This is a genomic window from Pedobacter sp. 22226 (genome assembly GCF_052045455.1).
GTDB classification, from domain to species: domain Bacteria; phylum Bacteroidota; class Bacteroidia; order Sphingobacteriales; family Sphingobacteriaceae; genus Pedobacter; species Pedobacter jeongneungensis.
In genome coordinates this window covers 340739-364010 of the sequence record NZ_JBQEPB010000005.1, presented here as the reverse complement: position 1 = coordinate 364010, position 23272 = coordinate 340739, and the positions used below count along the sequence as shown (strand labels likewise).

The 23272-nt window shown below is 38.7% G+C and carries 24 protein-coding genes, 1 tRNA gene and 1 pseudogene; 18 read left to right on the top strand and 8 right to left on the bottom strand.

Annotation, left to right across the window (positions count from 1 at the left end):
* Nucleotides 1–27: 27 nt before the first annotated feature.
* Together ACTJKC_RS13750 and ACTJKC_RS13745 are read right to left on the bottom strand one after the other, a co-directional pair.
* Nucleotides 28–1278 carry a DUF2130 domain-containing protein gene (locus ACTJKC_RS13750; protein ID WP_440792696.1) on the bottom strand — a complete coding sequence of 417 codons (1251 nt, stop codon included), beginning with the start codon at nucleotides 1276–1278 and terminating at the stop codon, nucleotides 28–30.
* A gap of 88 nt (nucleotides 1279–1366) precedes the next feature.
* Nucleotides 1367–1747: an OsmC family protein gene (locus tag ACTJKC_RS13745; protein ID WP_440792694.1), complete on the bottom strand. Its 381-nt coding sequence runs from the start codon at nucleotides 1745–1747 to the stop codon at nucleotides 1367–1369.
* A gap of 103 nt (nucleotides 1748–1850) precedes the next feature.
* Here ACTJKC_RS13745 and ACTJKC_RS13740 point away from each other — a divergent pair, with 103 nt between their 5' ends.
* Nucleotides 1851–2216 carry a YtxH domain-containing protein gene (locus ACTJKC_RS13740; RefSeq protein ID WP_344852935.1) on the top strand — a complete coding sequence of 122 codons (366 nt, stop codon included), beginning with the start codon at nucleotides 1851–1853 and terminating at the stop codon, nucleotides 2214–2216.
* A 368-nt stretch (nucleotides 2217–2584) separates the two neighbouring features.
* A complete protein-coding gene (locus tag ACTJKC_RS13735) occupies nucleotides 2585–3331 on the top strand; it encodes a YdcF family protein (protein ID WP_440792692.1) in 747 nt (248 codons plus the stop codon).
* Nucleotides 3332–3414: 83 nt separating this feature from the next.
* On the opposite strand, the gene obgE is transcribed toward ACTJKC_RS13735, so the two are convergent.
* The 5 genes from obgE to ACTJKC_RS13710 form a co-directional block, all read right to left on the bottom strand.
* On the bottom strand, nucleotides 3415–4410 hold the full coding sequence (obgE, locus tag ACTJKC_RS13730; protein ID WP_344852933.1) for a GTPase ObgE: 996 nt from the start codon (nucleotides 4408–4410) through the stop codon (nucleotides 3415–3417).
* A gap of 198 nt (nucleotides 4411–4608) precedes the next feature.
* Nucleotides 4609–5184, bottom strand: coding sequence for an adenylate kinase (locus tag ACTJKC_RS13725; protein WP_344852932.1), 576 nt, complete (start codon nucleotides 5182–5184; stop codon nucleotides 4609–4611).
* A gap of 415 nt (nucleotides 5185–5599) precedes the next feature.
* Nucleotides 5600–5673 (bottom strand) — tRNA-Arg (locus tag ACTJKC_RS13720).
* A gap of 99 nt (nucleotides 5674–5772) precedes the next feature.
* Entirely contained in the window at nucleotides 5773–6237 is a 465-nt protein-coding gene (locus ACTJKC_RS13715) for a redoxin domain-containing protein (protein WP_440792689.1), read from the bottom strand.
* Nucleotides 6238–6308: 71 nt separating this feature from the next.
* On the bottom strand, nucleotides 6309–7211 hold the full coding sequence (locus tag ACTJKC_RS13710) for an SDR family oxidoreductase (protein WP_440792687.1): 903 nt from the start codon (nucleotides 7209–7211) through the stop codon (nucleotides 6309–6311).
* Between the two features lie 161 nt (nucleotides 7212–7372).
* Here ACTJKC_RS13710 and atpD point away from each other — a divergent pair, with 161 nt between their 5' ends.
* From atpD to ACTJKC_RS13690, 4 genes are all read left to right on the top strand, one after another.
* Entirely contained in the window at nucleotides 7373–8875 is a 1503-nt protein-coding gene (gene atpD / locus ACTJKC_RS13705; protein ID WP_025145829.1) for a F0F1 ATP synthase subunit beta, read from the top strand.
* An 81-nt stretch (nucleotides 8876–8956) separates the two neighbouring features.
* Nucleotides 8957–9202 carry an ATP synthase F1 subunit epsilon gene (atpC, locus tag ACTJKC_RS13700; protein WP_113950937.1) on the top strand — a complete coding sequence of 82 codons (246 nt, stop codon included), beginning with the start codon at nucleotides 8957–8959 and terminating at the stop codon, nucleotides 9200–9202.
* Nucleotides 9203–9320: 118 nt separating this feature from the next.
* On the top strand, nucleotides 9321–9602 hold the full coding sequence (locus tag ACTJKC_RS13695) for a type II toxin-antitoxin system RelE/ParE family toxin (RefSeq protein ID WP_440792685.1): 282 nt from the start codon (nucleotides 9321–9323) through the stop codon (nucleotides 9600–9602).
* Between the two features lie 4 nt (nucleotides 9603–9606).
* Nucleotides 9607–9903: a HigA family addiction module antitoxin gene (locus ACTJKC_RS13690; protein ID WP_440792683.1), complete on the top strand. Its 297-nt coding sequence runs from the start codon at nucleotides 9607–9609 to the stop codon at nucleotides 9901–9903.
* Nucleotides 9904–9917: 14 nt separating this feature from the next.
* On the opposite strand, the gene ACTJKC_RS13685 is transcribed toward ACTJKC_RS13690, so the two are convergent.
* Nucleotides 9918–10868 (bottom strand): alpha/beta hydrolase, encoded by a 951-nt coding sequence (locus tag ACTJKC_RS13685; protein ID WP_440792681.1) that lies wholly within the window; start codon nucleotides 10866–10868, stop codon nucleotides 9918–9920.
* Between the two features lie 596 nt (nucleotides 10869–11464).
* Here ACTJKC_RS13685 and ilvE point away from each other — a divergent pair.
* The 12 genes and pseudogenes from ilvE (at nucleotide 11465) to leuD (ending at nucleotide 23238) form a co-directional block, all read left to right on the top strand.
* Nucleotides 11465–12355 (top strand): branched-chain-amino-acid transaminase, encoded by an 891-nt coding sequence (gene ilvE, locus ACTJKC_RS13680; RefSeq protein ID WP_344852928.1) that lies wholly within the window; start codon nucleotides 11465–11467, stop codon nucleotides 12353–12355.
* 70 nt (nucleotides 12356–12425) lie between these two features.
* Nucleotides 12426–12902 (top strand): O-methyltransferase, encoded by a 477-nt coding sequence (locus ACTJKC_RS13675; protein WP_440792679.1) that lies wholly within the window; start codon nucleotides 12426–12428, stop codon nucleotides 12900–12902.
* 345 nt (nucleotides 12903–13247) lie between these two features.
* Nucleotides 13248–14930 (top strand): dihydroxy-acid dehydratase, encoded by a 1683-nt coding sequence (gene ilvD / locus ACTJKC_RS13670; protein WP_344852926.1) that lies wholly within the window; start codon nucleotides 13248–13250, stop codon nucleotides 14928–14930.
* 45 nt (nucleotides 14931–14975) lie between these two features.
* Nucleotides 14976–15564 (top strand): annotated as a pseudogene (locus ACTJKC_RS13665) (ORF6N domain-containing protein).
* Nucleotides 15565–15585: 21 nt separating this feature from the next.
* Complete coding sequence (gene ilvB / locus ACTJKC_RS13660) at nucleotides 15586–17334, top strand: biosynthetic-type acetolactate synthase large subunit (protein WP_440792676.1); 1749 nt, start codon at nucleotides 15586–15588, stop codon at nucleotides 17332–17334.
* Between the two features lie 120 nt (nucleotides 17335–17454).
* Nucleotides 17455–18093 carry an acetolactate synthase small subunit gene (gene ilvN / locus ACTJKC_RS13655; RefSeq protein ID WP_344852923.1) on the top strand — a complete coding sequence of 213 codons (639 nt, stop codon included), beginning with the start codon at nucleotides 17455–17457 and terminating at the stop codon, nucleotides 18091–18093.
* Nucleotides 18094–18152: 59 nt separating this feature from the next.
* Entirely contained in the window at nucleotides 18153–18557 is a 405-nt protein-coding gene (locus ACTJKC_RS13650) for a glyoxalase superfamily protein (RefSeq protein WP_440792674.1), read from the top strand.
* Between the two features lie 13 nt (nucleotides 18558–18570).
* Nucleotides 18571–19032 (top strand): DinB family protein, encoded by a 462-nt coding sequence (locus ACTJKC_RS13645; protein WP_440792672.1) that lies wholly within the window; start codon nucleotides 18571–18573, stop codon nucleotides 19030–19032.
* Nucleotides 19033–19155: 123 nt separating this feature from the next.
* Nucleotides 19156–20637: a ketol-acid reductoisomerase gene (gene ilvC / locus ACTJKC_RS13640; RefSeq protein WP_316827868.1), complete on the top strand. Its 1482-nt coding sequence runs from the start codon at nucleotides 19156–19158 to the stop codon at nucleotides 20635–20637.
* Between the two features lie 108 nt (nucleotides 20638–20745).
* Nucleotides 20746–22152 carry a 3-isopropylmalate dehydratase large subunit gene (leuC, locus tag ACTJKC_RS13635; RefSeq protein ID WP_440792670.1) on the top strand — a complete coding sequence of 469 codons (1407 nt, stop codon included), beginning with the start codon at nucleotides 20746–20748 and terminating at the stop codon, nucleotides 22150–22152.
* Between the two features lie 101 nt (nucleotides 22153–22253).
* Nucleotides 22254–22541, top strand: a complete 288-nt coding sequence (locus ACTJKC_RS13630) for an antibiotic biosynthesis monooxygenase family protein (protein WP_113950925.1) — start codon at nucleotides 22254–22256, stop codon at nucleotides 22539–22541.
* A gap of 109 nt (nucleotides 22542–22650) precedes the next feature.
* Complete coding sequence (gene leuD / locus ACTJKC_RS13625) at nucleotides 22651–23238, top strand: 3-isopropylmalate dehydratase small subunit (RefSeq protein WP_440792667.1); 588 nt, start codon at nucleotides 22651–22653, stop codon at nucleotides 23236–23238.
* Nucleotides 23239–23272: the final 34 nt, after the last annotated feature.

Here is a 23272-nt window from a genome sequence, read left to right as displayed (position 1 = left end):
TTAAAACCGGCGAGGTCTAAATTAACATTACTCCAAAAGCAACGTATCATCATCATCCGTTAAGCTCAACTGTACGCTATCACTACCGGCAATTCCTTCTATAGAGCCGCGGATGTGTGTAGCATTTAACAATACTTTTTCCAGTTGCTTTTCGCGGGCTTTCCATAACCGTTCCATGGCATCTCGCTCCCGTTGGATGGATAACTTCATGCTCATAAAACCTTCCCTAATGGCTTTCCATTGTTCCGAAAACTCCGCTCCCATTAAATAATCGTAAAGCATATGCATTTTATCACCACGGTTTTCCTGCGATTTCATGGCACTCGATAAACGTAAAATCCCATCACGCAGCACATAGGCCACCGCATTTACCTCTTCGAAAGAACAGATCCAAACGCCATCCCGCTGACCGAAACAATCCATACCTTTAGGGTAACACTGGCTCACAATTACGGCTACATCAACACCCATGCTCCGCATATCTTTTTTCAGTTTTTCAATCCAGTCGCCACCAAAATCTTTAGTGCGTTTACTTTCATAAATAATTTTGCCGCATTCCTGTCCAAACTGGTTGCGTACCACCTGCACACAATCGGCCCCGCGCACCCCTTTGCCAACCTCTTCAATTAAATCGAATGGGAAATTGCTCCGCAGCAGTTCTTCCAGGATAAGCTCCTGCACCTCGCCCTGTAATTGCATACTGCCTTGCTCGGCCTTGCGTTTCATTTCTTCGGCAAGCTTTTTCTGGTCGTCGAGCTGTTTTTCCAGTTCCTTTACACGCAGCTGGTGTTCGGTATCCCTGATGCTGTTTTTTTCGGCCTCCTGCTTACGGATCTGCTCAGCGAGTTCGTTACGCTGCTCCTGCATTTTACGCTGAAAAGCCAGCTCCATTTCTTCCTCTTTCACTTTCAGGCTTTCCTCGCGGCGCAGAAACTCCAGTTCTTTCTCCCTGGCCAGCCTTAATTTTTCGGCATTGTCTTTCGCGGTACCTTCCAGCATTTGCAGTTTCGTTTCAAAATCAGCCGCTATGCTTTTGCGCAGGTTTTCTTCCAGGTTATCTTTAAGTTTGGTTTTCTCTTCTGCCAGTTGAAGATCGAAAGCTTTTTGTTGCTGCAGTTTTTCAGCATCTAAAGCCGCAACCTTATCCTGATATTCCTTGTCGCGCTGCTTCGTAAAAGAAAGCATTTTTTCACGCAGTTCCTTTTTATAATCTTCGGCCATGGCTTCTTCCATCGGAAAAACATGGGCACAGTTGGGGCATTTTATTTCGGTAGGCATAAATTGTTAATTGCTACAGTAAGTGCTGCAGTTTACAAATATATTAAAGCTTTTTCAGGATTAGACAGGCAAGTTTTGCACCATTTAACTAAAGTACTTTCGATCTCACTTCGTGCCCCACGGTTAAAATTTTACTTACCGGGCATTTACCTGCAATATCTTCCAGCCTGCTTTTTTGTTCTTTAGTTAACTGTCCTGTGCAGGTAATCTCTTCAAAAAACACCATTTCGCCATTCTCTGTATCGGTATTTACCACTACTTCTATTTTATCAACCGGCCATTCTTTTCTATCCACATACATTCTTAAGGTAATGGCCACGCAGGATGCCAGAGAAGCCATTAACAATCCTTTCGGAGCAAAACCCTTGTGTGTTCCGCCTAATTCTACCGGTTCATCTACAATGATATCGTGAGAGCCATTACTTACCGAACACGCATAGTGCTCTTTATTTATTGTTGCTTTTACCATTTATCGGATATTTTAAAATATTAAACATACCAAATTTTATGCTTTGTTGAGATTTTACGAAACATTATAAGATAGCATTTGTTCCTTTTAAAAATGCTACGTTATGAAATACAGAAAGTTAATCGGAAAATATTTAAAGCACGAAACAGATAACAGTGCAAAAATAGCACTTGCCCTGGTGGCTGGTTTAGCCGCAGGTGCAGTGATCAGTATTTTATTTGCACCTGATAGCGGTGCAGGTACCCGGGGGAAAATTGCCGGTGGTGCCAGAAATCTGCGTTACGGATTCCAGGACAAGTACAATCTTTTGAAAGAAAAGGTTTTTGGGGTTGAAGCCATTGAAGAAGATATCGTTGAACAAGAAATACCTCATTTTAAACATACGGTTACCAAAAAACGCAAATCGGATGTGAAAGAGATCCTGGAAAATGCGCATGATAATGGCCAGGTACAGGAAGGACAGGGATAATGCCCTCCGAAACAGTAAGGATATCTTTAGATTTACTTTATAATCAATGCTATTCTTTCACCATATGAGATATTTAAGGGCAATATAAGGTTATGTGTTCTTATATTTCTTATATGGTGAAAGCCTTGTGCTTATCACATCTATTCATCCGGCTTAGGTGGTAAATTGAATAGCATATTCTTTTTTTATGAGCACCTCAGCCATACGAGGTCACCTTAGTTTAGTATATAGCCTGATAAGGTAACTACAAATCACAAAACGGCCGTCACCCCGACCGAAGCATTGCGGAGTGGAGAGCGCTATCGGGTCAACTCGAAATGACGGGCTTGCCAGGGTAATTTCTTAGCTTTACCGGAAAATAGCTTCACATGTTTTTTATCCTCTCCAAAATATTATTGTTCCTGATCAAGCCCATTCTATGGGTTGGTGTGCTTTTAATTTTAGCCCTGGCAGTCAAATCCCCAAAAAGGAAGAAACAATTTTTAATATTAAGTCTGATTGTTTTTTTCTTCTTTTCGAACGGCTTTATTGCCGGCAAAATAATAAACAGTTATGAAGCTGGTTATCCTAAAAATCAGCAATATGATGTAGGGATTGTACTTGGAGGCTTTTCGGGCCTAAATAAACGAAATAATGAAATTGCTTTTAACTGGACCAGTGATCGGTTATTCCAGGCAATTGCTTTGTATAAAAAAGGACAGATTAAACAGATTTTGCTAAGTAGCGGAAGCGCAAACCTGATTGATAAAGAGGTTAAAGAAGCTAATCTGGCCTTAAAATATTTAAAGCTGATTGGTATCCCAGATTCGGCCATACTGATTGAAAACCAGAGCAGAAATACCATCGAAAATGCACGGTATAGTTTAGCACTGATTGCAAAAAAGAATCCAAAGGCCAAAATTCTGGTGATTACCAGTGCCTGGCACATTCCAAGAGCCAAAATCATTTTCGACAGACAGACGAGGAATAAAATGGATTATTATCCCACCAATTTTTCAAGAGGTACTGACTTTGAATTAGGCGATTTCATCATCCCCAATACATCTGCATTAGGTACATGGGAAATGTTATTTAAAGAATGGATTGGTTTGGCTGTAGACCGCTATAGAGGTTAACCATTTTTGGATTAATCGGTTAATTGTATGCTATAGTTCTACAATTAACCGGTTAACCAATTTATACAGTCAACCTAAAAAAGTTATCCCTCTATCGCTTTCCAAAGCATATCTTTTAGCTCCAGAATATTTTTTTCGGCTACTGAAGAAATAAATATGGATGGAATACCCGGCAGGTCCTGTTTCATTTCATCCATCAGTTCATCATCCAGCATATCTGATTTGGTAATGGCTAACACGTGTGGTTTTTGCATCAGTTCGGGATTGTATGATTCCAGTTCGCTTTTAAGGATTTCGTATTCTTCTTTAATTGAACGGCTGGTATCGGCCGGAACCATAAATAACAATACTGAGTTACGTTCTATATGACGTAAGAAACGGTAGCCCAGTCCTTTACCTTTTGATGCACCTTCTATAATCCCCGGAATATCGGCCATTACAAAAGATTTTCCTCCCCTATAACTTACAATACCTAAATTAGGAACAATGGTGGTGAAGGGATAATCGGCAATTTCCGGCTTAGCGGCAGAAACCACTGAAAGCAAAGTAGATTTACCGGCATTCGGGAAACCCACCAAGCCAACATCGGCCAAAACTTTTAATTCTAAAATGTTCCAAACTTCCTGTCCCTGCTCACCAGGTTGTGCAAAACGTGGCGTTTGCTGCACTGAATTTTTAAAATGCGCATTACCTAAACCGCCACGACCACCGGCCGTTAAAATTTTGGTTTCGCCATCTTTGGTAATTTCGAAAAGTACTTCTCCGGTTTCAGCATCTTTAGCGATGGTGCCGAGCGGAACTTCCAGGATTTCATCTTTACCCTGTTTGCCAAATTTATGCGAGCTGCCACCAGCGCCACCATCTTCGGCAATGATGTGTTTACGGTATTTCAGGTGTAATAATGTCCAGATGTGGATGCTGCCTTTAACGATAATGTGGCCACCGCGACCGCCATCACCACCATCAGGTCCGCCCATGGATGTTAAAATATCACGATGTAAATGTGCCGATCCTGCCCCGCCCTTACCCGAACGGCAACAAATTTTTACATAATCTACGAAATTCGAACCCTGTGACATATATTATTGTTGAAATGTTTTAATGTTGGAATGTTAAGATGACAATTCCTTTAAAATTAAAGAGTTATAACGTTTTAACATTATAACTCTTTGTATGTTTTTGAAATATGATTCGGTTAACAGATTAACCCGATACCATTTGATTAATAATTGATGATTGATATCTGCGTTTTAATACTCGATATCTAATACTGCTACTTAAACTTTATACTGATCAATTACTGCGCAAAGATCGTTATATACCGTTTCTATTTCGCCAATTCCGTTTACCTTGTTTAATTTTCCCTGCTCCTCGTAATAAGGCAGCACATGGATGGTTTTATCAAAGTATTCTGAAATACGTTTTTTTAGTTTTTCAGCGTCATCATCTGGTCGGCCACTCACTTTATGGCGCTCAGCAATACGCTTTGTTAATTCGTCCTGATCTACATCTAATGCGATTACGCCTGCAATTTTACTGCCTTTGCGCTCTAAAAATAAATCAAGCTCTATCGCTTGTGGAACGGTACGCGGAAAGCCATCAAACACAAATCCTTTCGCATCAGGATTTTTATCTACCTCTTCTTCCAGCATGGCAATTGTAATCGCATCAGGTACCAATTCTCCGTCAGCTAACAATTGACTAACTTTTTTTCCTAATTCGGTTTCTCCTTTAACGTGTGCTCTAAAAAGATCGCCTGTTGAAACGTGTACCAACTGATATTTTGCAATCAGCTTTTCAGATTGGGTGCCTTTACCCGCCCCTGGAGGGCCAAAGAGAACTAAATTAAGCATTCAAGTTGTTTAGGTTGTCTTCAAAATTAAAAAAGCCTTATTCCTATGGCTCTGTTAAAAGTAAGGTTCAAATCACTGATTAATAGGATTAGACATTGCTTACTTTCAAGGCTGCAAATATATAATTATTAATTTAGATGCCATTTATAATTGATAATTTATTTAAAAAAGGGCCATTTTGATGACATTTATCTTATTCTGCAAAGAATCTTGTGCAATTTTAATATTTTACAGAATATTCTTGAAATTGTGAGTCTGCCAGCCAAATAATACCTTTAAGATTTATCCGAAGCTGAGAATAAAGAGGTTACTGCTATAAAATATGAATTGGAAATACTTTGCTTTAATCAGCATAACAATACCTGAAATGCTTGTAAAACAAAAAAGGATCTCATAAAATGAAATCCTTTTTTTGTGCACTTGTAGGGATTCGAACCCCAAACCTTCTCATCCGTAGTGAGATGCTCTATCCAATTGAGCTACAAATGCATTTCCGTATCGTTAACGGACTGCAAAGGTATAATTTGATATTTTAATTTCCAATTAAATTTTAAAAAAAATCTCAAAATAATCTCTGCAATTTAAGCTTTATGCACCTAGTGCTTCATTAATTGCTTTGAAATCAGGCAAATCCTTTGCATTTTCCAAAACTTCAGCATATGCAATTTTTCCATCTTCATCGATTACAAATGCCGCTCTTTTCGAAACTCCTTTTAATCCGAAGGCAAATTCATCATAAAATGCACCAAAAGCTGCAGATACTTCTTTGTTGAAATCAGACAGCAAAGGAAACTGGTAATTTTGCTCCTCTTTAAATTTGGCCAAAGAGAATGGAGAATCAACAGAAATACCGATTACCTGTGCATCGATGCCCTCATAATAACTGAAATTATCCCTCATGGTACATAATTGTTCGGTGCAGGTTCCGGTAAAAGCCATCGGGAAAAAGTGAATAACTACTTTTTTGCCTTTAAACCCGGAAAGAGAAATTTCTGTTAAATCAGAACTGTATAGTTTAAAATCAGGGGCGGTATCGCCAATTTGTAATGCCATTATATTTTTTAGTTAATGTATATTGTTAAATGTTTTAATTGCTTCATTGTTTATAGGCTCACCACTTAAAACTATCCTTTCATCTGTTCATCTAAAATCTTTAAGCCTTCTTCAAAAGAGTGTGGATTGTAACCTAAATCTTTAATCGCTTTATCGAGCACGAAACCAGTTTTAATTGGCCGCTTAGCTGTTTGGTTTAAACTTACTGAACTGATTTCGTTTATAAATGTTTTATCAAGGCCCCAATAATCGGCAACTTTCCGCACTAAATCTGCAATACTCATGTAATCTTTGCCCGATATATGATATATTCCACCGGCATTTTTCTCAACAGCTAACAAACAGGCCTCAGCCAGATCTTCGGCTAGGGTAGGCATACGCCATTGATCGTTCACTACATTTACAGGAGATGCTTTTTCTAATGCGCCCTTTGCCCACAGCACAATATTGCTCCGGCTCATATCATTGGTAATCCCATAAACAAGGATCGTTCTTAAAATGGCCCAGTTTGCTTTTGAATCTTTGATCATCGTTTCGGCCAACACCTTCGATTCGCCATAATAACTTACCGGGTTAACCGGATCATCTTCCTGATAAGGCCCGTCGGCACCGTCAAAAACAAAATCGGTACTTAAATGAATCAGCTGGATGTTGTTTTCTTCACATATGGATATTAAAGTCTGTACAGCATCAACATTAAGCTGATGGCATAATGCTTTGTTCGCTTCACAAGTATCAACATTCGTCATTGCTGCGGTGTGGATTACCGCATCAGGCCGGTACTTTCTGACAACGTTTTTAACCTGCTCGGCATCTAAAATATCCATTTCTGCATATTCGTAACCTTCTTTAACAGGATATCGGTTTAGTCCTTTGGAAGTGGCAACTAATTTTACCCTCCCCTCAGCCAAAACTTTTTCCGTTAATTTCTGCCCCAAAAGGCCGTTACTGCCTGTTGTTAAAATGGTTTTCATAAGCCCTTATTAAGCCTCTAAATTATCTATTAAAACCGTGTTAAAAAATTTTATAATATATATTTAAAATTCAGTAAGAATAACTTAACTTTGCCAACCGAATTGGAGCCCCTATAAACAGCTTTAATTCATTGACTGTAATAAATTTACTCACAACAGATATGCCTAACTTAGGAAAAATAGCACAAATTATCGGCCCAGTGGTTGACGTTAGCTTTGCTGATGATGCCCATCTACCTAAAATTTTTGATGCGTTAGAGATAACGAAAGAAAATGGACAAAAAATTGTTTTAGAAGTTCAACAGCACTTAGGTGAAGACCGTGTACGTGCAATTTCGATGGACTCTACAGATGGTTTGGTTCGTGGTATGAAAGTAGTTGATACTGGCGCTGCGATTAAAATGCCAGTTGGCGACCAGATTAAAGGTCGTTTATTTAATGTAGTTGGTGAAGCGATTGACGGTATTAATGCAGTTGATAAAACTGATGGTCGTCCTATCCACGCTACTCCTCCTAAGTTTGAAGATTTATCTACTGAAACTGAAGTACTTTTTACAGGTATTAAAGTAATCGATTTATTAGAGCCATATGCAAAAGGTGGTAAAATCGGTTTATTCGGTGGTGCTGGTGTAGGTAAAACAGTATTAATCATGGAGTTGGTAAACAACATCGCTAAAGCTTATGCTGGTTTATCAGTATTCGCAGGTGTTGGTGAGCGTACTCGTGAGGGTAACGATTTACTTCGTGAGTTTATCGAATCAGGTGTAATTAACTATGGCGACGAATTCTTACACTCAATGGAAAAAGGTGGATGGGATTTGAAAGCTGTTGATACTGAAAAATTAAAAGAGTCTAAAGCAACATTGGTTTTCGGACAAATGAACGAGCCTCCTGGTGCACGTGCACGTGTGGCATTATCAGGATTAACCGTTGCTGAATATTTCCGTGACGGTGATGGCGAAGGCGCTGGAAAAGATATCCTTTTCTTCGTTGATAACATCTTCCGTTTTACCCAGGCAGGTTCTGAGGTTTCGGCGTTGTTAGGTCGTATGCCATCAGCAGTAGGTTACCAGCCAACATTGGCAACTGAGATGGGTTTAATGCAGGAGCGTATTACTTCAACAAAACGCGGATCAATTACATCAGTACAAGCGGTATATGTACCAGCGGATGATTTAACTGACCCGGCTCCGGCAACAACTTTTGCCCACTTAGATGCAACTACAGTACTTTCGCGTAAAATTGCCGAGTTAGGTATTTACCCAGCGGTAGATCCATTGGATTCTACTTCACGTATCCTTTCTCCTGCTGTTTTAGGTGACGAGCACTATAACACTGCACAACGTGTTAAAGAAACTTTACAACGTTATAAAGAATTACAGGATATCATCGCGATCTTAGGTATGGACGAATTATCTGAAGAAGATAAATTAGTAGTATCAAGAGCACGTCGTGTTCAACGTTTCTTATCTCAGCCTTTCCACGTAGCTGAGCAATTTACAGGCTTAAAAGGCGTATTGGTTGACATTAAAGACACCATTAAAGGATTTAACATGATCATGGACGGTGAAGTTGATGAGTATCCTGAAGCTGCATTTAACTTAGTTGGTAGCATTGAAGATGCGATCGAAAAAGGTAAAAAATTATTAGCAGAAGCGAACTAAGAGAGACATGAGACACTAGATATGAGATATGAGAGGGACTTGGTCTCAAATCTTATATCTCAAATCTCAAATCTATTCAAAATGAATTTAGAAATATTAACTCCAGATAAAAAAGTTTTCGAAGGTGAAGTAACAGCAGTTACGGTTCCTGGTACTTTAGGTTCTTTTCAGATTTTAAAAGACCACGCCGCTATCATCTCTACTTTAGAAGATGGAGAAGTTATTATAAAAGCAAACAAAGCCGATGAGCAACGCTTTTTTATCAAAGGCGGTGTAGTTGAAGCGATCCACAACAAAGTTGTGGTTTTAGCAGAAGGTATCGCTTAAACAAAAGGTTAACTCATTTATAAAGCCTCCCGATTTAAAAATCGGGAGGCTTTTTTATTTTTCGATAATTTTTAAAAACAATTACTTACCTTTGGCGTTAGTAACGCATCTCGAAACTATGATACTATCATTTGGATCTAAAGACACAGAAAAAATATGGAATGGTATCAGGGTTTCTAAAATGCCGTTAGAAATCCAAACTATTGGGCGCAGAAAATTGAGGATGATTAGTAATTCACAAAACATCCACGACTTAACGATACCTCCATCCAATAAGTTGGAAAAGAAGAAAGGCAATCTTAAAGATTATTACAGTATCCGTATTAACGACCAATGGAGAATAATTTTTAAGTGGGAAAATGGAAATGCAAGTGAAGTTGAAATTATAGATTATCATTAAAAAAATGGAAAAGCTACCAAATATACATCCCGGGGAGATTCTAAACGAAGAGTTTTTAATCCCTTTAAATATTACGGCTTATCGTTTGGCAAAGGAAACAAATATCCCCCAAACCCGTATTTCGGAAATAATTAAGGGAAAAAGAAGAATTACTGCAGATACAGCATTACGTTTTAGTATATTTTTTGGCAACTCTGCTAAATTCTGGCTTGGTTTACAGGATGATTACGATATTGAAAATGAACTAAATGAAAAACCAAAAGAGTTTGAAAATATTAAGTTATTTGCAATTGCCTCATAATTCTATTTTTAATATTACTTAACAAACCCGCAAACCGCAGCAATAAATGCCCTATTGTTTTCATAATAGAGCATGTGCGAACCAGCTAACTGCACCACTTTCTGATTGATAAACTTATAATTTTTATAATAATCCGGTCCAACAGCGTGATCTTCCTTCCCTGTTATAATTAAAGCCGGAATTTTAATTTTATCGGTTAACAAGGCGTAATCCTTAAAATATTCAGGGTATTGCTGAACTTTTGTACTATCTACCAACGGCATAAAAAGCATCATTCCGAAATCTGATGTACGCTTATAAGAATTTTCGATGCTGTCCATTTTGATAATCGTATTCACATTATTGGCAATGTATTTATACCCAAGATGAGCTGCACTTAACTTTTTTCGGACTAAAGCCGCGCTACTCATTAATTTTTTAAAATTCGTTTCATTTATAGTGGTATCCCTTTTTAATAGCCCGTACCCATATTCAATTTGTTCCTGCATCTGATTTGAATTCATAAAATGGGCAATTGTATTGGCCATGATGATACCAGTTAAGTGTTCAGGATATTTTAACGCATAATTAATCGCCAGAACCCCACCAAATGAATGGCTGAGTAAATACACTTTTTCTACACCCAATTTTAACCGCAGCTCTTCAATATCTTGCACAACCCGATTTAAACTATAGTTACCCGCATTTTGCGAATGCCCTGATCCTCTTTGATCGAAATAAACCATAGTTAGGCATTTCTCCAGATTTGCACCACCCATCTTTTCAAAGGAAAGGAAATCCTGACCAGGCCCGCCATGCAGATAGATACAAACAGGTCCCTTACCAGCTACTTTAACCGATAATTTTATACTATCTGAAGTCAAAACTGTATGGTTGCCAGCTTTAAGCTTAAGCGTTGAATCTGGTGAAGAACAAGCAGCACACAATAGGATCAACAACATCACAAATAAATTATTTTTTATCATAGGTAGGTTTTATAGAATCAAATTACATAACTATTTCCAATAAGCAACAAAACTGATATAAGTATGTATTGATTTCTCACTTAAAGTCAATAATAATTTCTTCAATTTTACCAACCAAATTTTCAATTTTCTGAGCACTTTTACCCATTTTAGGCAGAAAAACAGAAAATTTACAATGCAAGCATAACAAACATACCATATACCGTTTTGATATTTAGTCTACAGCTGCCGGCATTAAATAACTAACCAAACTCCTATTAAGAATAAAATTCTGTTTTAAATACAAATAAAAGAATAATGTTCCGATTTAACTTTTTTATGATTTCTCTTGCATATTAATGAACCAAAAACTAAATTGGTTTTATAAACAATAAGATAAGAATGACAACTCAAAATAACACATTTACTACCTATACAACTGCAAATGCAGCCAGGTATATTGTGTTGTTACCAGTCATTTTACTTAACCTCCTACTCTTAAATATTTTATGGAGTAAGAAAATGGGCAGCTTTTAAATAGATTTAAAAAAACTAAATATACCTAAAGCGTCCCGATACAAACGGGACGCTTTTTTTAAATAACAAAACACAGTATTATGAAATACTATAATTCTAATACGATTATTTACCTTGATGGAAAGTTTGAGAAAGCTGTAAATAGCAACACTGATCTTTACGGGCAATCGCTGCACTACGGTTATGCTGCTTTCGAGGGTATCAGAGCCTATAAAACGCACAATGGTAACCGCATTTTTAAAGCTGCTGCCCATTTCGATCGTTTAGAGCGTTCATGCCAGTTGGCAAACATTCCTTTTCCATGGGATAAACAGGAATTAATTGCCGCAACCTATAAATTGCTTCAGTTAAACAAACTGAAAGATGCTTATATCCGTCCGCTGGTATTTTGCCACCCAAACATGAAGCTGAATGAGCCAAACGGGGTTTCCATATTAATCTGTGCCTGGGAATGGGATGCTTATTCGGGCAACAAATTATTAAAATTAACCATTTCAGATTACGAAAGGCCAAATCCTAAATCAACTCCAATGGAAGCAAAGTTGAGCGGAAATTATGTCAACTCCATTTTAGCAACTACAGCAGCAAATATTAAAGGTTACGACGAAGCTTTACTTTTAGACATGCATGGTTTTGTGGCAGAGGCATCGGGAGCAAATATCTTCCTCGAAAAAGATGGTAAGTTATATACGCCTTCACTAGGAAACATTTTACCTGGCATTACGCGTGCAACAGTAAAAGAACTTTGTAATGTATTAGACATAGAGTGTATTGAGAAAAAATTAACCGTAGAGGATTTAAAAAAGGCTGATAGTGCTTTCTTATGCGGAACAGCAACTGAAATTGCGGGCATTGCCTCAATTGATGATATTGTTTTTCGCCCGTTATGGAGAGAATCGATCGGCTATACGATACAACGTGCCTATAAAAACCTGGTGCTTGAAAAAGTGAATTACGAGGTGATAATATAGTCAGAACTCGGTAAGTCAGGAGTCCGAAGTAGAGAAACGAAAAAAAGAGTCAACAATTAAAACTAAACCAATGACTGAAGAAATCAATCAAAATTATCCAAAAGCCTACCAGCAGATAAATTCGGCTACTAAAGCTTTGGGGTTTGATATGGCTTCTGATGTATTAACCTGCTCTTTGCTTAAAACACTTGCTGCAACCAAACCTTCAGGCAAATTTTTGGAGCTTGGAACTGGAACAGGTTTATCTACTTCGTGGATATTAGATGGCCTCGACCAGGACAGTAAATTGACTTCTATAGATAACGACGCTAAATTTTTAGCGATCGCAAAAGATTTTCTTGGCAATGATGATCGTTTAACTTTAGTTGATACCGATGGTGCCGAGTGGATTGAAAAGAATAAAGACAAAAAATTTGATTACATATTTGCCGATACCTGGCATGGAAAATATTTGCTTTTAGATGAAGCCATTGCCATGCTGAACAAAGGTGGCCTTTATATAATTGACGATATGTTACCTCAGCAAAACTGGCCTGAAGGACATTAGGAAAAAGCAATTAAGCTGATTAAAGATTTAGAATCCCGGGATGATCTGCACCTTACCAAACAGGTTTGGGCTACAGGGATTGTAATCGGAGTGAAAAAATAGGGAAATAATTAAAATAGTTCTTTGCAGTTTTTAATAAGTTAGTATGTTTGTGATTCAGTCGAAGACATGAATATAAACACAAACATTATTAGCAACTTAATTATTGTCATTTCTCACAAGAGAGGTGGAAATCGTTGCGTATAATATAAAATATACCCTATCGAAACCGCCTCCGAAACGAGGCGGTTTTTTTTTTGCTTCAAATTTTTATAACTAACAGAACCAGAATATACATTTTAAACAATGAGCGAATTAAACAAGTACAGTAAAACATTTACACAAGATCCAACACAACCGGCAGCACAGGCTATGCTTTATGGAATCGGTTTAACCGATGCTGATATGGCGAAGGCACAGGTGGGTATTGCAAGCATGGGCTACGATGGTAACACCTGCAACATGCACTTAAACGACCTTGCAAAAGACGTCAAAGCGGGGGTCTGGAAAAATGATTTAGTCGGCTTGGTTTTTAATACCATTGGCGTGAGCGATGGAATGAGTAATGGTACCGACGGAATGCGTTATTCGCTTGTAAGCCGCGATGTAATTGCAGATAGCATCGAAACCATTTGCGGTGGTCAATATTATGATGGAATTATTTCTATTCCTGGTTGTGATAAAAATATGCCGGGCGCCATCATGGCCATGGCCCGTTTAGATCGTCCTTCTATTATGGTTTATGGTGGTACAATCGCTCCCGGCCATTATAAAGGTGAAGAATTGAATATTGTTTCGGCCTTCGAAGCTTTGGGACAAAAAATCTGTGGTAACCTTTCTGAGGAAGATTATCAGGGCATCATTAAACATACTTGTCCTGGTGCCGGTGCCTGTGGTGGAATGTACACCGCAAACACAATGGCCTCGGCAATTGAAGCTTTAGGAATGAGTTTACCTTATTCTTCTTCAAACCCTGCAGTAAGCCCCGAGAAAAAACAGGAATGTCTGGATGCGGGTAAATACATTAAAGTTTTACTGGAAAAAGATATTAAACCGTCTGATATCATGACGAGAAAAGCATTCGAAAATGCAATCCGTTCAATCATTATATTAGGTGGTAGTACAAATGCTGTTTTGCACTTTATTGCCATGGGAAAAGCCATCGGTGTAGAAATTACGCAGGATGATTTCCAGAAAATGAGTGATGTAACACCTGTACTTGCCGATTTTAAACCAAGCGGAAAATACTTAATGCAGGATTTACACCAATATGGTGGTATCCCTGCAGTATTAAAATATTTATTAAATGAAGGTTTATTGCATGGCGATTGCTTAACCGTAACCGGAAAAACCGTAGCTGAGAATTTGGCTGATGTAAAATCGATTATGGATTACGATCAGAAAATCGTTCAAAAATTAAGCGAGCCTATCAAGGCAACCGGTCATTTACAAATCCTTTATGGCAATTTAGCCGAAAAAGGTTCTGTAGCCAAAATATCAGGTAAAGAAGGTGAAAGATTTGAAGGTCCTGCGCGTGTATTTGATGGCGAACGTGATTTAGTTGCCGGAATTTCCTCTGGGAGAATTAAACCAGGTGATGTTGTCGTAATTAAAAACGAGGGGCCTGTAGGCGCACCGGGTATGCCTGAAATGTTAAAGCCAACCTCGCTGATTATCGGTGCCGGTTTAGGTAAATCAATTGCATTAATTACCGATGGTCGCTTTTCGGGTGGTACACATGGTTTTGTGGTTGGCCACATTACTCCGGAGGCCTACAAAGGTGGCTTAATTGGATTAGTGCAAGATGACGACCTCATTGAAATTGATGCAGTAAATAATACCATTAATTTAAAGGTTAGCGACGAAGTGATTGCTGAGCGTAGAAAAAACTATGTTCAGCCAGCATTAAAAGTAACAAAAGGTGTTTTATATAAGTACGCTAAAACAGTGTCGGATGCAGCTAGTGGTTGCGTAACAGACGAATACTAAAATCAAAAAATCATCCCCGGGATTAATTGATTAAAAAAACAAATTATGCAAATAATTAAAAGTATTCAGAACAGGATTTATGAAATCCGGGGAGAAAGAGTAATGTTGGATTTCGATCTGGCATTACTGTACGAAGTGGAGACAAGAGTATTATCAGGCGGTAAAACGTAATATAAAGCGTTTCCCTGATGATTTTATGTTCCAGTTGACTCTGGCAGAGTTTGAAAATGTAAAATTTCAAACAGAAGCGATTAACCAGGGTGTTGCATCACAAATTGTGATAAAAGATCAACCCAACTTGAAGTCACAAATTGTGACTTCAAGTTGGGGCGGCACCAGAAAGCTACCTTATGCTTTTACAGAGCAAGGGGTAGCCATGTTAAGCGGTGTTGTAAATAGCGACAAAGCCATTAACATGAACATTGCCATTATGAGGGCCTTTGTTGATGTCCGCAAAATTTTGCTGAAACAAGGCAACATTAACGAACAGTTAACAGAAATTAAAGAACGGATTGGTGAGCACGACATTCAGCTAAACGAACTTTACGATGCAATGGAAAATTTAATCGACGAGAAAATTGCTCAGATAAAGTGGAATGACAGAGAAAGAATTGGGTTTAAAATTAAAGAATAATAGAACCGCAAAAACATAACTATGGAAACTGCACAAGAAACAATACAACAAACCGAGGCGAAAGCAGAAACCTCAAAAACCTTTAAAGGAACAGGCTCGCAGGTTTTGTTGAATGGATTAATTGAAGAAGGTGTAACCACCATTTTCGGTTATCCGGGTGGAGCAATCATGCCTATTTATGATGCCCTTTATGATTATGCCGATAAATTAGAACATATTTTGGTGCGCCATGAACAAGGCGGTATCCATGCAGCTCAAGGTTTCGCAAGGGCCAGCGGCGAGGTAGGTGTTGTATTCGCAACCAGCGGACCAGGCGCAACCAACCTGGTTACCGGTTTAGCAGATGCACAGATTGATAGCACGCCATTGGTTTGTATCACCGGACAGGTTTTTGCACATTTATTGGGTACTGATGCATTTCAGGAAACGGATGTAATCAACATTACTACTCCGGTTACCAAATGGAACTACCAGGTTACTGATGCCAAAGAAATCCAGGAAGTATTGGCTAAAGCTTTTTACATTGCTAAAAGCGGAAGGCCAGGACCTGTTTTAATCGACATTACCAAAAATGCACAATTACAGTTAGAGGAATTTCCTGAATATGTAAAATGCAACCACATTCGCAGTTACCGTCCGAAACCAAAAGTTAGAATCGAATATATTGAGCAGGCGGCCGAATTAATTAATTCAGCTAAAAAACCATTCATTTTGTTTGGACAAGGCGTTGTTTTAGGCAAAGCTGAAGAAGAATTTAAAGCTTTTATCAATAAAACAGGTATTCCGGCTGCCTGGACCATTATGGGCGAAGGTGCTATTCCAACTTCACACCCTTTAAACGTAGGTATGTTGGGCATGCATGGTAATTATGGGCCAAATGTGTTAACCAATGAGGCTGATGTAATTATTGCCATCGGTATGCGTTTTGACGACCGCGTAACCGGCCGTTTAGATAAATATGCTAAACAAGCTAAAGTTGTGCATTTGGATATCGATCCTGCTGAAATTGATAAAAATGTTAAAGCAGAAGTTGGTGTTTGGGGCGATTGTAAAGAAACCCTACCCCTGTTAACCAATTTGGTTAATGAAAACAAACATGAAGATTGGTTAGCCAAGTTCAGACAATATAACCAGGAGGAAATTGATCAGGTTATTACGCCTGAACTTTACCCAACAGGTGATGAAATGACCATGGGTGAAGTATTGCGCAACATCAACGAAATTTGCGGTGGCGATGCCGTAATTGTTACCGATGTTGGTCAGCACCAGATGGTGGCCTGCCGTTACGCAAAATTCAACAATACCCGTAGCAACATCACTTCTGGTGGTTTGGGTACCATGGGCTTCGGTTTACCGGCTGCTATCGGCGCTAAATATGGTGCACCTGATAAAACGGTTATTGCCATTATTGGTGATGGTGGCTTCCAGATGACGCCCCAGGAACTAGGTACCATCATGCAGTTTGGTGCAGCAGTAAAAATCCTGATCCTCAACAACCGTTTCTTGGGTATGGTTCGTCAATGGCAACAGCTATTCCATGATAAGCGCTATTCTTTTGTAAACATCACCAGTCCTGATTTTGTGGCTTTAGCCAAATCTTACTACATCGAAGCAAGCAAAGTAGACGAGCGTGCAAATTTAAGGCAGGCTTTAGAAACCATGATCAACCACGAAGGCTCTTATTTATTAGAGGTAATGGTTGGAAGAGAAAACAATGTTTTCCCAATGGTTCCACAAGGAATGAGTGTAAGCGAAATCAGGTTGAAGTAAAGGAAGGTAAAGCTAGCGTATCGTCATCTCGACTGTAGCGCAGCGAAACGGAGAGATCTTTCTTTAACAGCAGATTTCTCCACAAAGTCGAAATGACGAATACGTAAAAAAGAAATTATCATGAGTACTGAAAATACATTAGAACATAAAATAGATAAAGCCGATTTAGACGGAAAACAGGAATACACCATTACGGTTTATGCCGAAAACCGCATCGGTTTATTAAACAGGATTGCGATTATTTTCTCGAAAAGAAAAATCAATATCGAAAGTTTGAATACCTCTCCATCAGAAATTGACGGGATTCACCGTTTCAATATCGTAATCCAGGAAGGTTACGAAGTGGTAAGAAAGCTTGCACGTCAGATTGAAAAGCAAATTGAGGTATTAAAAGTTTATTTCAACACCAACGAAGAAATTATCTGGCAGGAACTGGCACTTTATAAAGTTTCTACAGATGAAATTGCCGAAAAGGTAACGGTAGAGCGTTTATTACGTCAATATGGTGCCAGTGCAGTGGTAATTCGTAAAGATTATACCGTTTTTGCAGTAACCGGTCACCGCGAAGAGACCGATGCATTAGTAAAAGCTTTAGAACCCTACGAACTTATTGAATTTGTGCGTTCTGCAAGGGTGGCCATTATCAAAGATAGTGCTGGTTTCCACGAAAAGCTAAAAGAATTCGAAGCTATCGAACCTGGAGAAGAATTGGTAGAAAACGAGTTTTTAGAAAAAGGAGAAAAGATTTTCACGATGTAAGCGCAAAGCTAAAAGACTAAAGACTAAAGCTAGCGCCCTTTGCAGTTAGAAAACGGAATATGAAATGTAATAATGTACGACCAATTTTAAGAATATTTGATTACGATAAAGCAATCGAGTTTTATGTAAACTGGCTGGGTTTTAAAATAGACTGGGAGCATACTTTTGAAGAAAACACCCCGGTTTATTTACAGATTTCGCTCGGCGGAATTGAATTGCATTTAAGCGAGCACCATGGCGATTGTTCTCCCGGTGCACATGTTCATATTGATTGTACAGGTTTAAAAGCATTTCATAAAGAAATCATTGATAAAACGTACAAATACAACAGACCGGGTTTGGAGAAAACTTTTTATGGAACCTGGGCTGTAACTGTAAACGATCCGTTTTTTAACAAAATCACCTTTAATGAAGTGATAAATGAGGCTGAAAGCTTAAAAAACCAAAGCGAAAACATTAATTAAGATAGAAAACGAGATGAACGAAGTATTTGATTTTATAATAAACTCACGCAAAGCCTTTATCCGGTTAATTGATGGTTTAACCATCGAAGAGCTGAATAAAATACCTGATGGTTATAACAATAATATCATCTGGAATTTCGGGCACATTGTAGTGAGTACACAAACACTTTGTTATGTGCGTACAGGTATTTTGGAAGATGCTGCTTCGGTAAAATTTAACGAGTATTATAAAAAGGATACCAAGCCATCTTATACGGTAACTGAAGAAGAAGTAGCAGAATTGAAAACCATTGCTTTAGAAAGCATTGAAAAAATAAAAGCAGATTATGCAAATGGAAAATTTTCTGGCATCACTCCTTTCACAACAGCTACCTATGGCGTACAGATGAATAGCATAGAAGAAATTCTGATCACAACCATTGGTCATGATAACGTACATTATGGTTACGCATCGGCACTGAAAAAGTATATGTAAATGGAAGATGTCAGATGGAAAATGGGTGAAAAATCTGTGTAATCAAACCACCTGTGCAATCAACCCGAATGAAATAACAAAATATAATTGATAATTAAACTAGAAATTAACCAATAAAAAACAATGGCAAATTATTTTAACACATTACCTCTTAGAGAAAAATTAAACCAATTAGGTGTTTGCGACTTCATGGATAGTGCTGAATTTTTAGACGGCGTTAGCGCATTAAAAGGCAAAAAACTGGTAATTGTAGGTTGTGGTGCACAAGGCTTAAACCAAGGTTTAAATTTAAGAGATAGTGGTTTAGATGTAAGCTACACTTTACGTAAGGAAGCAATTGAAGGTAAACGCGATTCGTGGAAAAATGCAACTGAAAACAATTTCACAGTTGGTACCTATGAAGAACTGATTCCAAATGCAGATGTGGTAATTAACCTTACTCCTGATAAACAACATACTGCTGTTGTAAATGCAATTATGCCTTTGATGAAAGAAGGTGCAACCCTATTATATTCTCACGGTTTCAACATTGTAGAAGAAGGCATGCAGATCCGTAAAGATTTAACTGTGATTATGGTTGCGCCTAAATGTCCGGGTAGTGAGGTAAGGGCAGAGTATGTTCGTGGTTTTGGTGTACCTACCCTAATTGCTGTTCACCCTGAAAACGACCCTCAGGGCAAAGGTTTGGCCCAGGCTAAAGCTTATTGCGTAGGTACCGGCGGACATAGAGCGGGTGTATTAAAATCTTCTTTCGTAGCTGAAGTAAAATCTGATTTAATGGGCGAGCAAACCATCCTTTGTGGTTTATTGCAAACGGGTTCTATCCTGTCATTCGATAAAATGGTAGAAAAAGGAATTGATGCCGGTTATGCTTCTAAATTGGTTCAATACGGTGTTGAGGTAATTACCGAAGCCTTAAAACAAGGTGGTATTACTGCGATGATGGATAGATTAAGCAACGTGGCTAAAATCAAAGCTTTTGAAATTTCGGAAGAACTGAAAGATATTATGCGTCCGTTATTCCAGAAACACCAGGATGATATTATGAGTGGCGAATTTAGCCGTACCATGATGGAAGACTGGGCAAATGGAGATAAAAACCTGTTAAAATGGAGAGCCGAAACTGGCGAAACTGCTTTCGAAAAAACACCAGCAGGTGATGTTAAAATCGGTGAGCAGGAATATTTTGATAACTATACTTTAATGGTTGCTTTTGTTCGTGCCGGTGTTGAATTAGCTTTCGAAACGATGGTACAGGCAGGTATCAAACCAGAGTCGGCCTATTATGAGTCGCTACACGAAACACCACTTATTGCCAATACCATTGCACGTAAAAAATTATTCGAAATGAACCGCGTAATTTCTGATACTGCAGAATATGGTTGTTATTTATTCGATCAGGCCTGTAAACCACTTTTGGGCGATTTTATGAAAAAAGTAGATACCGATTTAGTGGGTAAAAACTTTAACGAAGGTAAAGATGGTGCGGTTGACAACAGAAAATTAATCGATATTAACGAAGCGATCCGTTCACACGAAGTAGAACAAATCGGTGCTACATTGCGTAAAGCAATGACCGCGATGAAGGCAATTAAAACAGCATAACCTTACCTCTAAATCCCCTCTCCTAAAATGAGAGGGGACTTTGGACAGGTCTTAAAAAATAATAATTACAAACTTAACTTCCCCCTTAAAGGGGGCCAGGGGGTCAAAATGTCAAAAACATTAGTAGAAAAAATTTGGGATGCTCACGTTGTAAAAAGTGAAGAAGGATTTCCCGATATTTTATACATTGATACACACTTAATACACGAGGTAACCTCTCCGCAGGCATTTGATGGCTTACGCAAAAGGGGCTTACCTGTTTTCCGTCCAAAGCAGACTGTAGCCACAGCCGATCACAATGTGCCAACCCTAAACCAGTTGTTGCCGATTAAAGAAGAGCTTTCGCGCTATCAGGTTGATATGCTCACCAAAAATTGTGCAGAATTCGGCATAGAACTTTACGGTTTAGGCCATCCTTTTCAAGGGATTGTACACGTTATCGGCCCGGAGTTGGGTATTACCCTGCCAGGAAAAACGATGGTATGTGGCGATAGTCATACCTCAACACACGGTGCTTTCGGTGCCATTGCATTTGGTATCGGTACCTCACAGGTTGAGCAGGTTTTTGCAACACAGTGTTTATTGCAATCGAAACCTAAAACCATGAAAATTGAGGTAAATGGCGAATTGGGGAAAGGTGTTGGTGCAAAAGACATTATCTTATACATTATTGCTCAGATTTCTGCTGCGGGCGGAACCGGTTATTTCATCGAATATGCAGGTTCGGCAATCGAAGCTTTGAGTATGGAAGCCCGTATGACGATCTGTAACATGAGTATCGAAATGGGTGCGCGTGGTGGCTTAATTGCACCAGACCAAACCACTTTCGATTACATTAAAGGAAGAGAATTTGCACCTGCCGGCGAAGAATGGGATAAAGCCCTTGCCTACTGGAAAACTTTATACAGCGATGCTGATGCCAAATTCGACAGCGTATTAACTTTCGATGCAGCTGATATCGCTCCAATGATCACCTATGGTACAAACCCTGGAATGGGTATGGGTATTCAGGAACATATTCCGGCAACAGCTGCAAAACCAGAAAAAGAAAAACTTTCGTACCAGAAAGCTTTAGATTATATGGGCTTTGATGACGATTCATCTTTGATCGGAAAACCGGTTGATTATGTGTTCATCGGAAGCTGTACCAACTCACGCATTGAAGATTTACGCGAAGTAGCCGATTTTGTAAAAGACAAACGCAAGGCAGATAATGTTACCGTTTGGATTGTTCCGGGATCGAAACAGGTAGAACAACAGGCTAAAAACGAAGGTTTGGATAAAATTTTCGAAGCTGCCGGTTTTCAGCTACGCGAGCCAGGTTGCAGTGCTTGTTTAGGCATGAACGAGGATAAAATCCCTGCAGGTAAATATTGTGTATCTACATCGAACAGAAACTTCGAAGGCAGACAGGGACAAAATGCACGTACCTTATTGGCTAGTCCGCTTACTGCCGCAGCAGCAGCTGTAACGGGAAAAATTACCGATGTAAGGGATTTGTTGGAGAAGGTTTAAAATAACTGTCATGCTGACGAAGGAAGCATCTGCAGGCGATGAAAAACCTGCCCGGAATAATTAAAGATTCTTCGTTCCTCAGAATGACAATTTTGAAAATTATGATTTTAGAAGTTGCCATACTAAATGTAAAAGCCGGATTATCGGCCGATTTTGAAAAAGCTTTTAACGAAGCACAAAAAATCATTTCCACAATGGAAGGTTACATTTCCCATCAGCTTCAAAAATGTATAGAAGTAGAAAATAAATACATTCTGCTTGTTAACTGGAAAACACTGGAGGCACATACCGAAGGTTTCAGGGAATCAGCAGCGTACCAGGATTGGAAAAAGTTATTGCACCACTTTTATGATCCTTTTCCAGTAGTTGAGCACTTTGTAAAGGTGTAAGGCTTAAAGTGGAGAGTAAAAATATTACCACCATTAAGCAAAAGATTAAAGATAAAAAGGGGGAATATGAGTCTCGATACTTGTTACTCCTTACTTGATACTAATTGACATGAAAAAATTCACAAAATTAACATCGGCAGTAGTGCCTTTAAACATAGAGAACATCGATACCGACCAGATTATCCCTGCAAGGTTTCTAAAAGCGACCACCCGCGAAGGTTTTGGCGAAAATTTGTTCCGCGATTGGCGTTATAATGGCGATAATACACCAAAGCCAGAATTTGTAATGAACAATCCAATCTACAGTGGTCAGGTTTTAGTTGCAGGAAAAAACTTTGGTTGTGGCAGCAGTCGCGAGCATGCCGCATGGGCCATTCAGGATGCCGGTTTTGATGCTGTAATCAGCAGTTTCTTTGCCGATATCTTTAAAGGAAATGCCTTAAACAATGGTTTATTGCCAATTCAGGTGAGTGATGAGTTTTTGGCGCAAATTTTCAAAGCGGTTGATCACAATGCAAAATCAGCGTTAGAAGTTGATCTTGAAAATCAAACCGTAACCATTGTAGAAACCGGAGCTCAGGAATCATTTGAGATTAATCCTTACAAAAAATCATGCCTGATTAATGGTTATGATGACATCGATTTCATCTTAAATCAAAAACAATTAATCGAAGAATTTGAAGGAGCCAAAGGGTAGAAAGAACTGAAAGACTAAAGCAAAAAGATCAAAA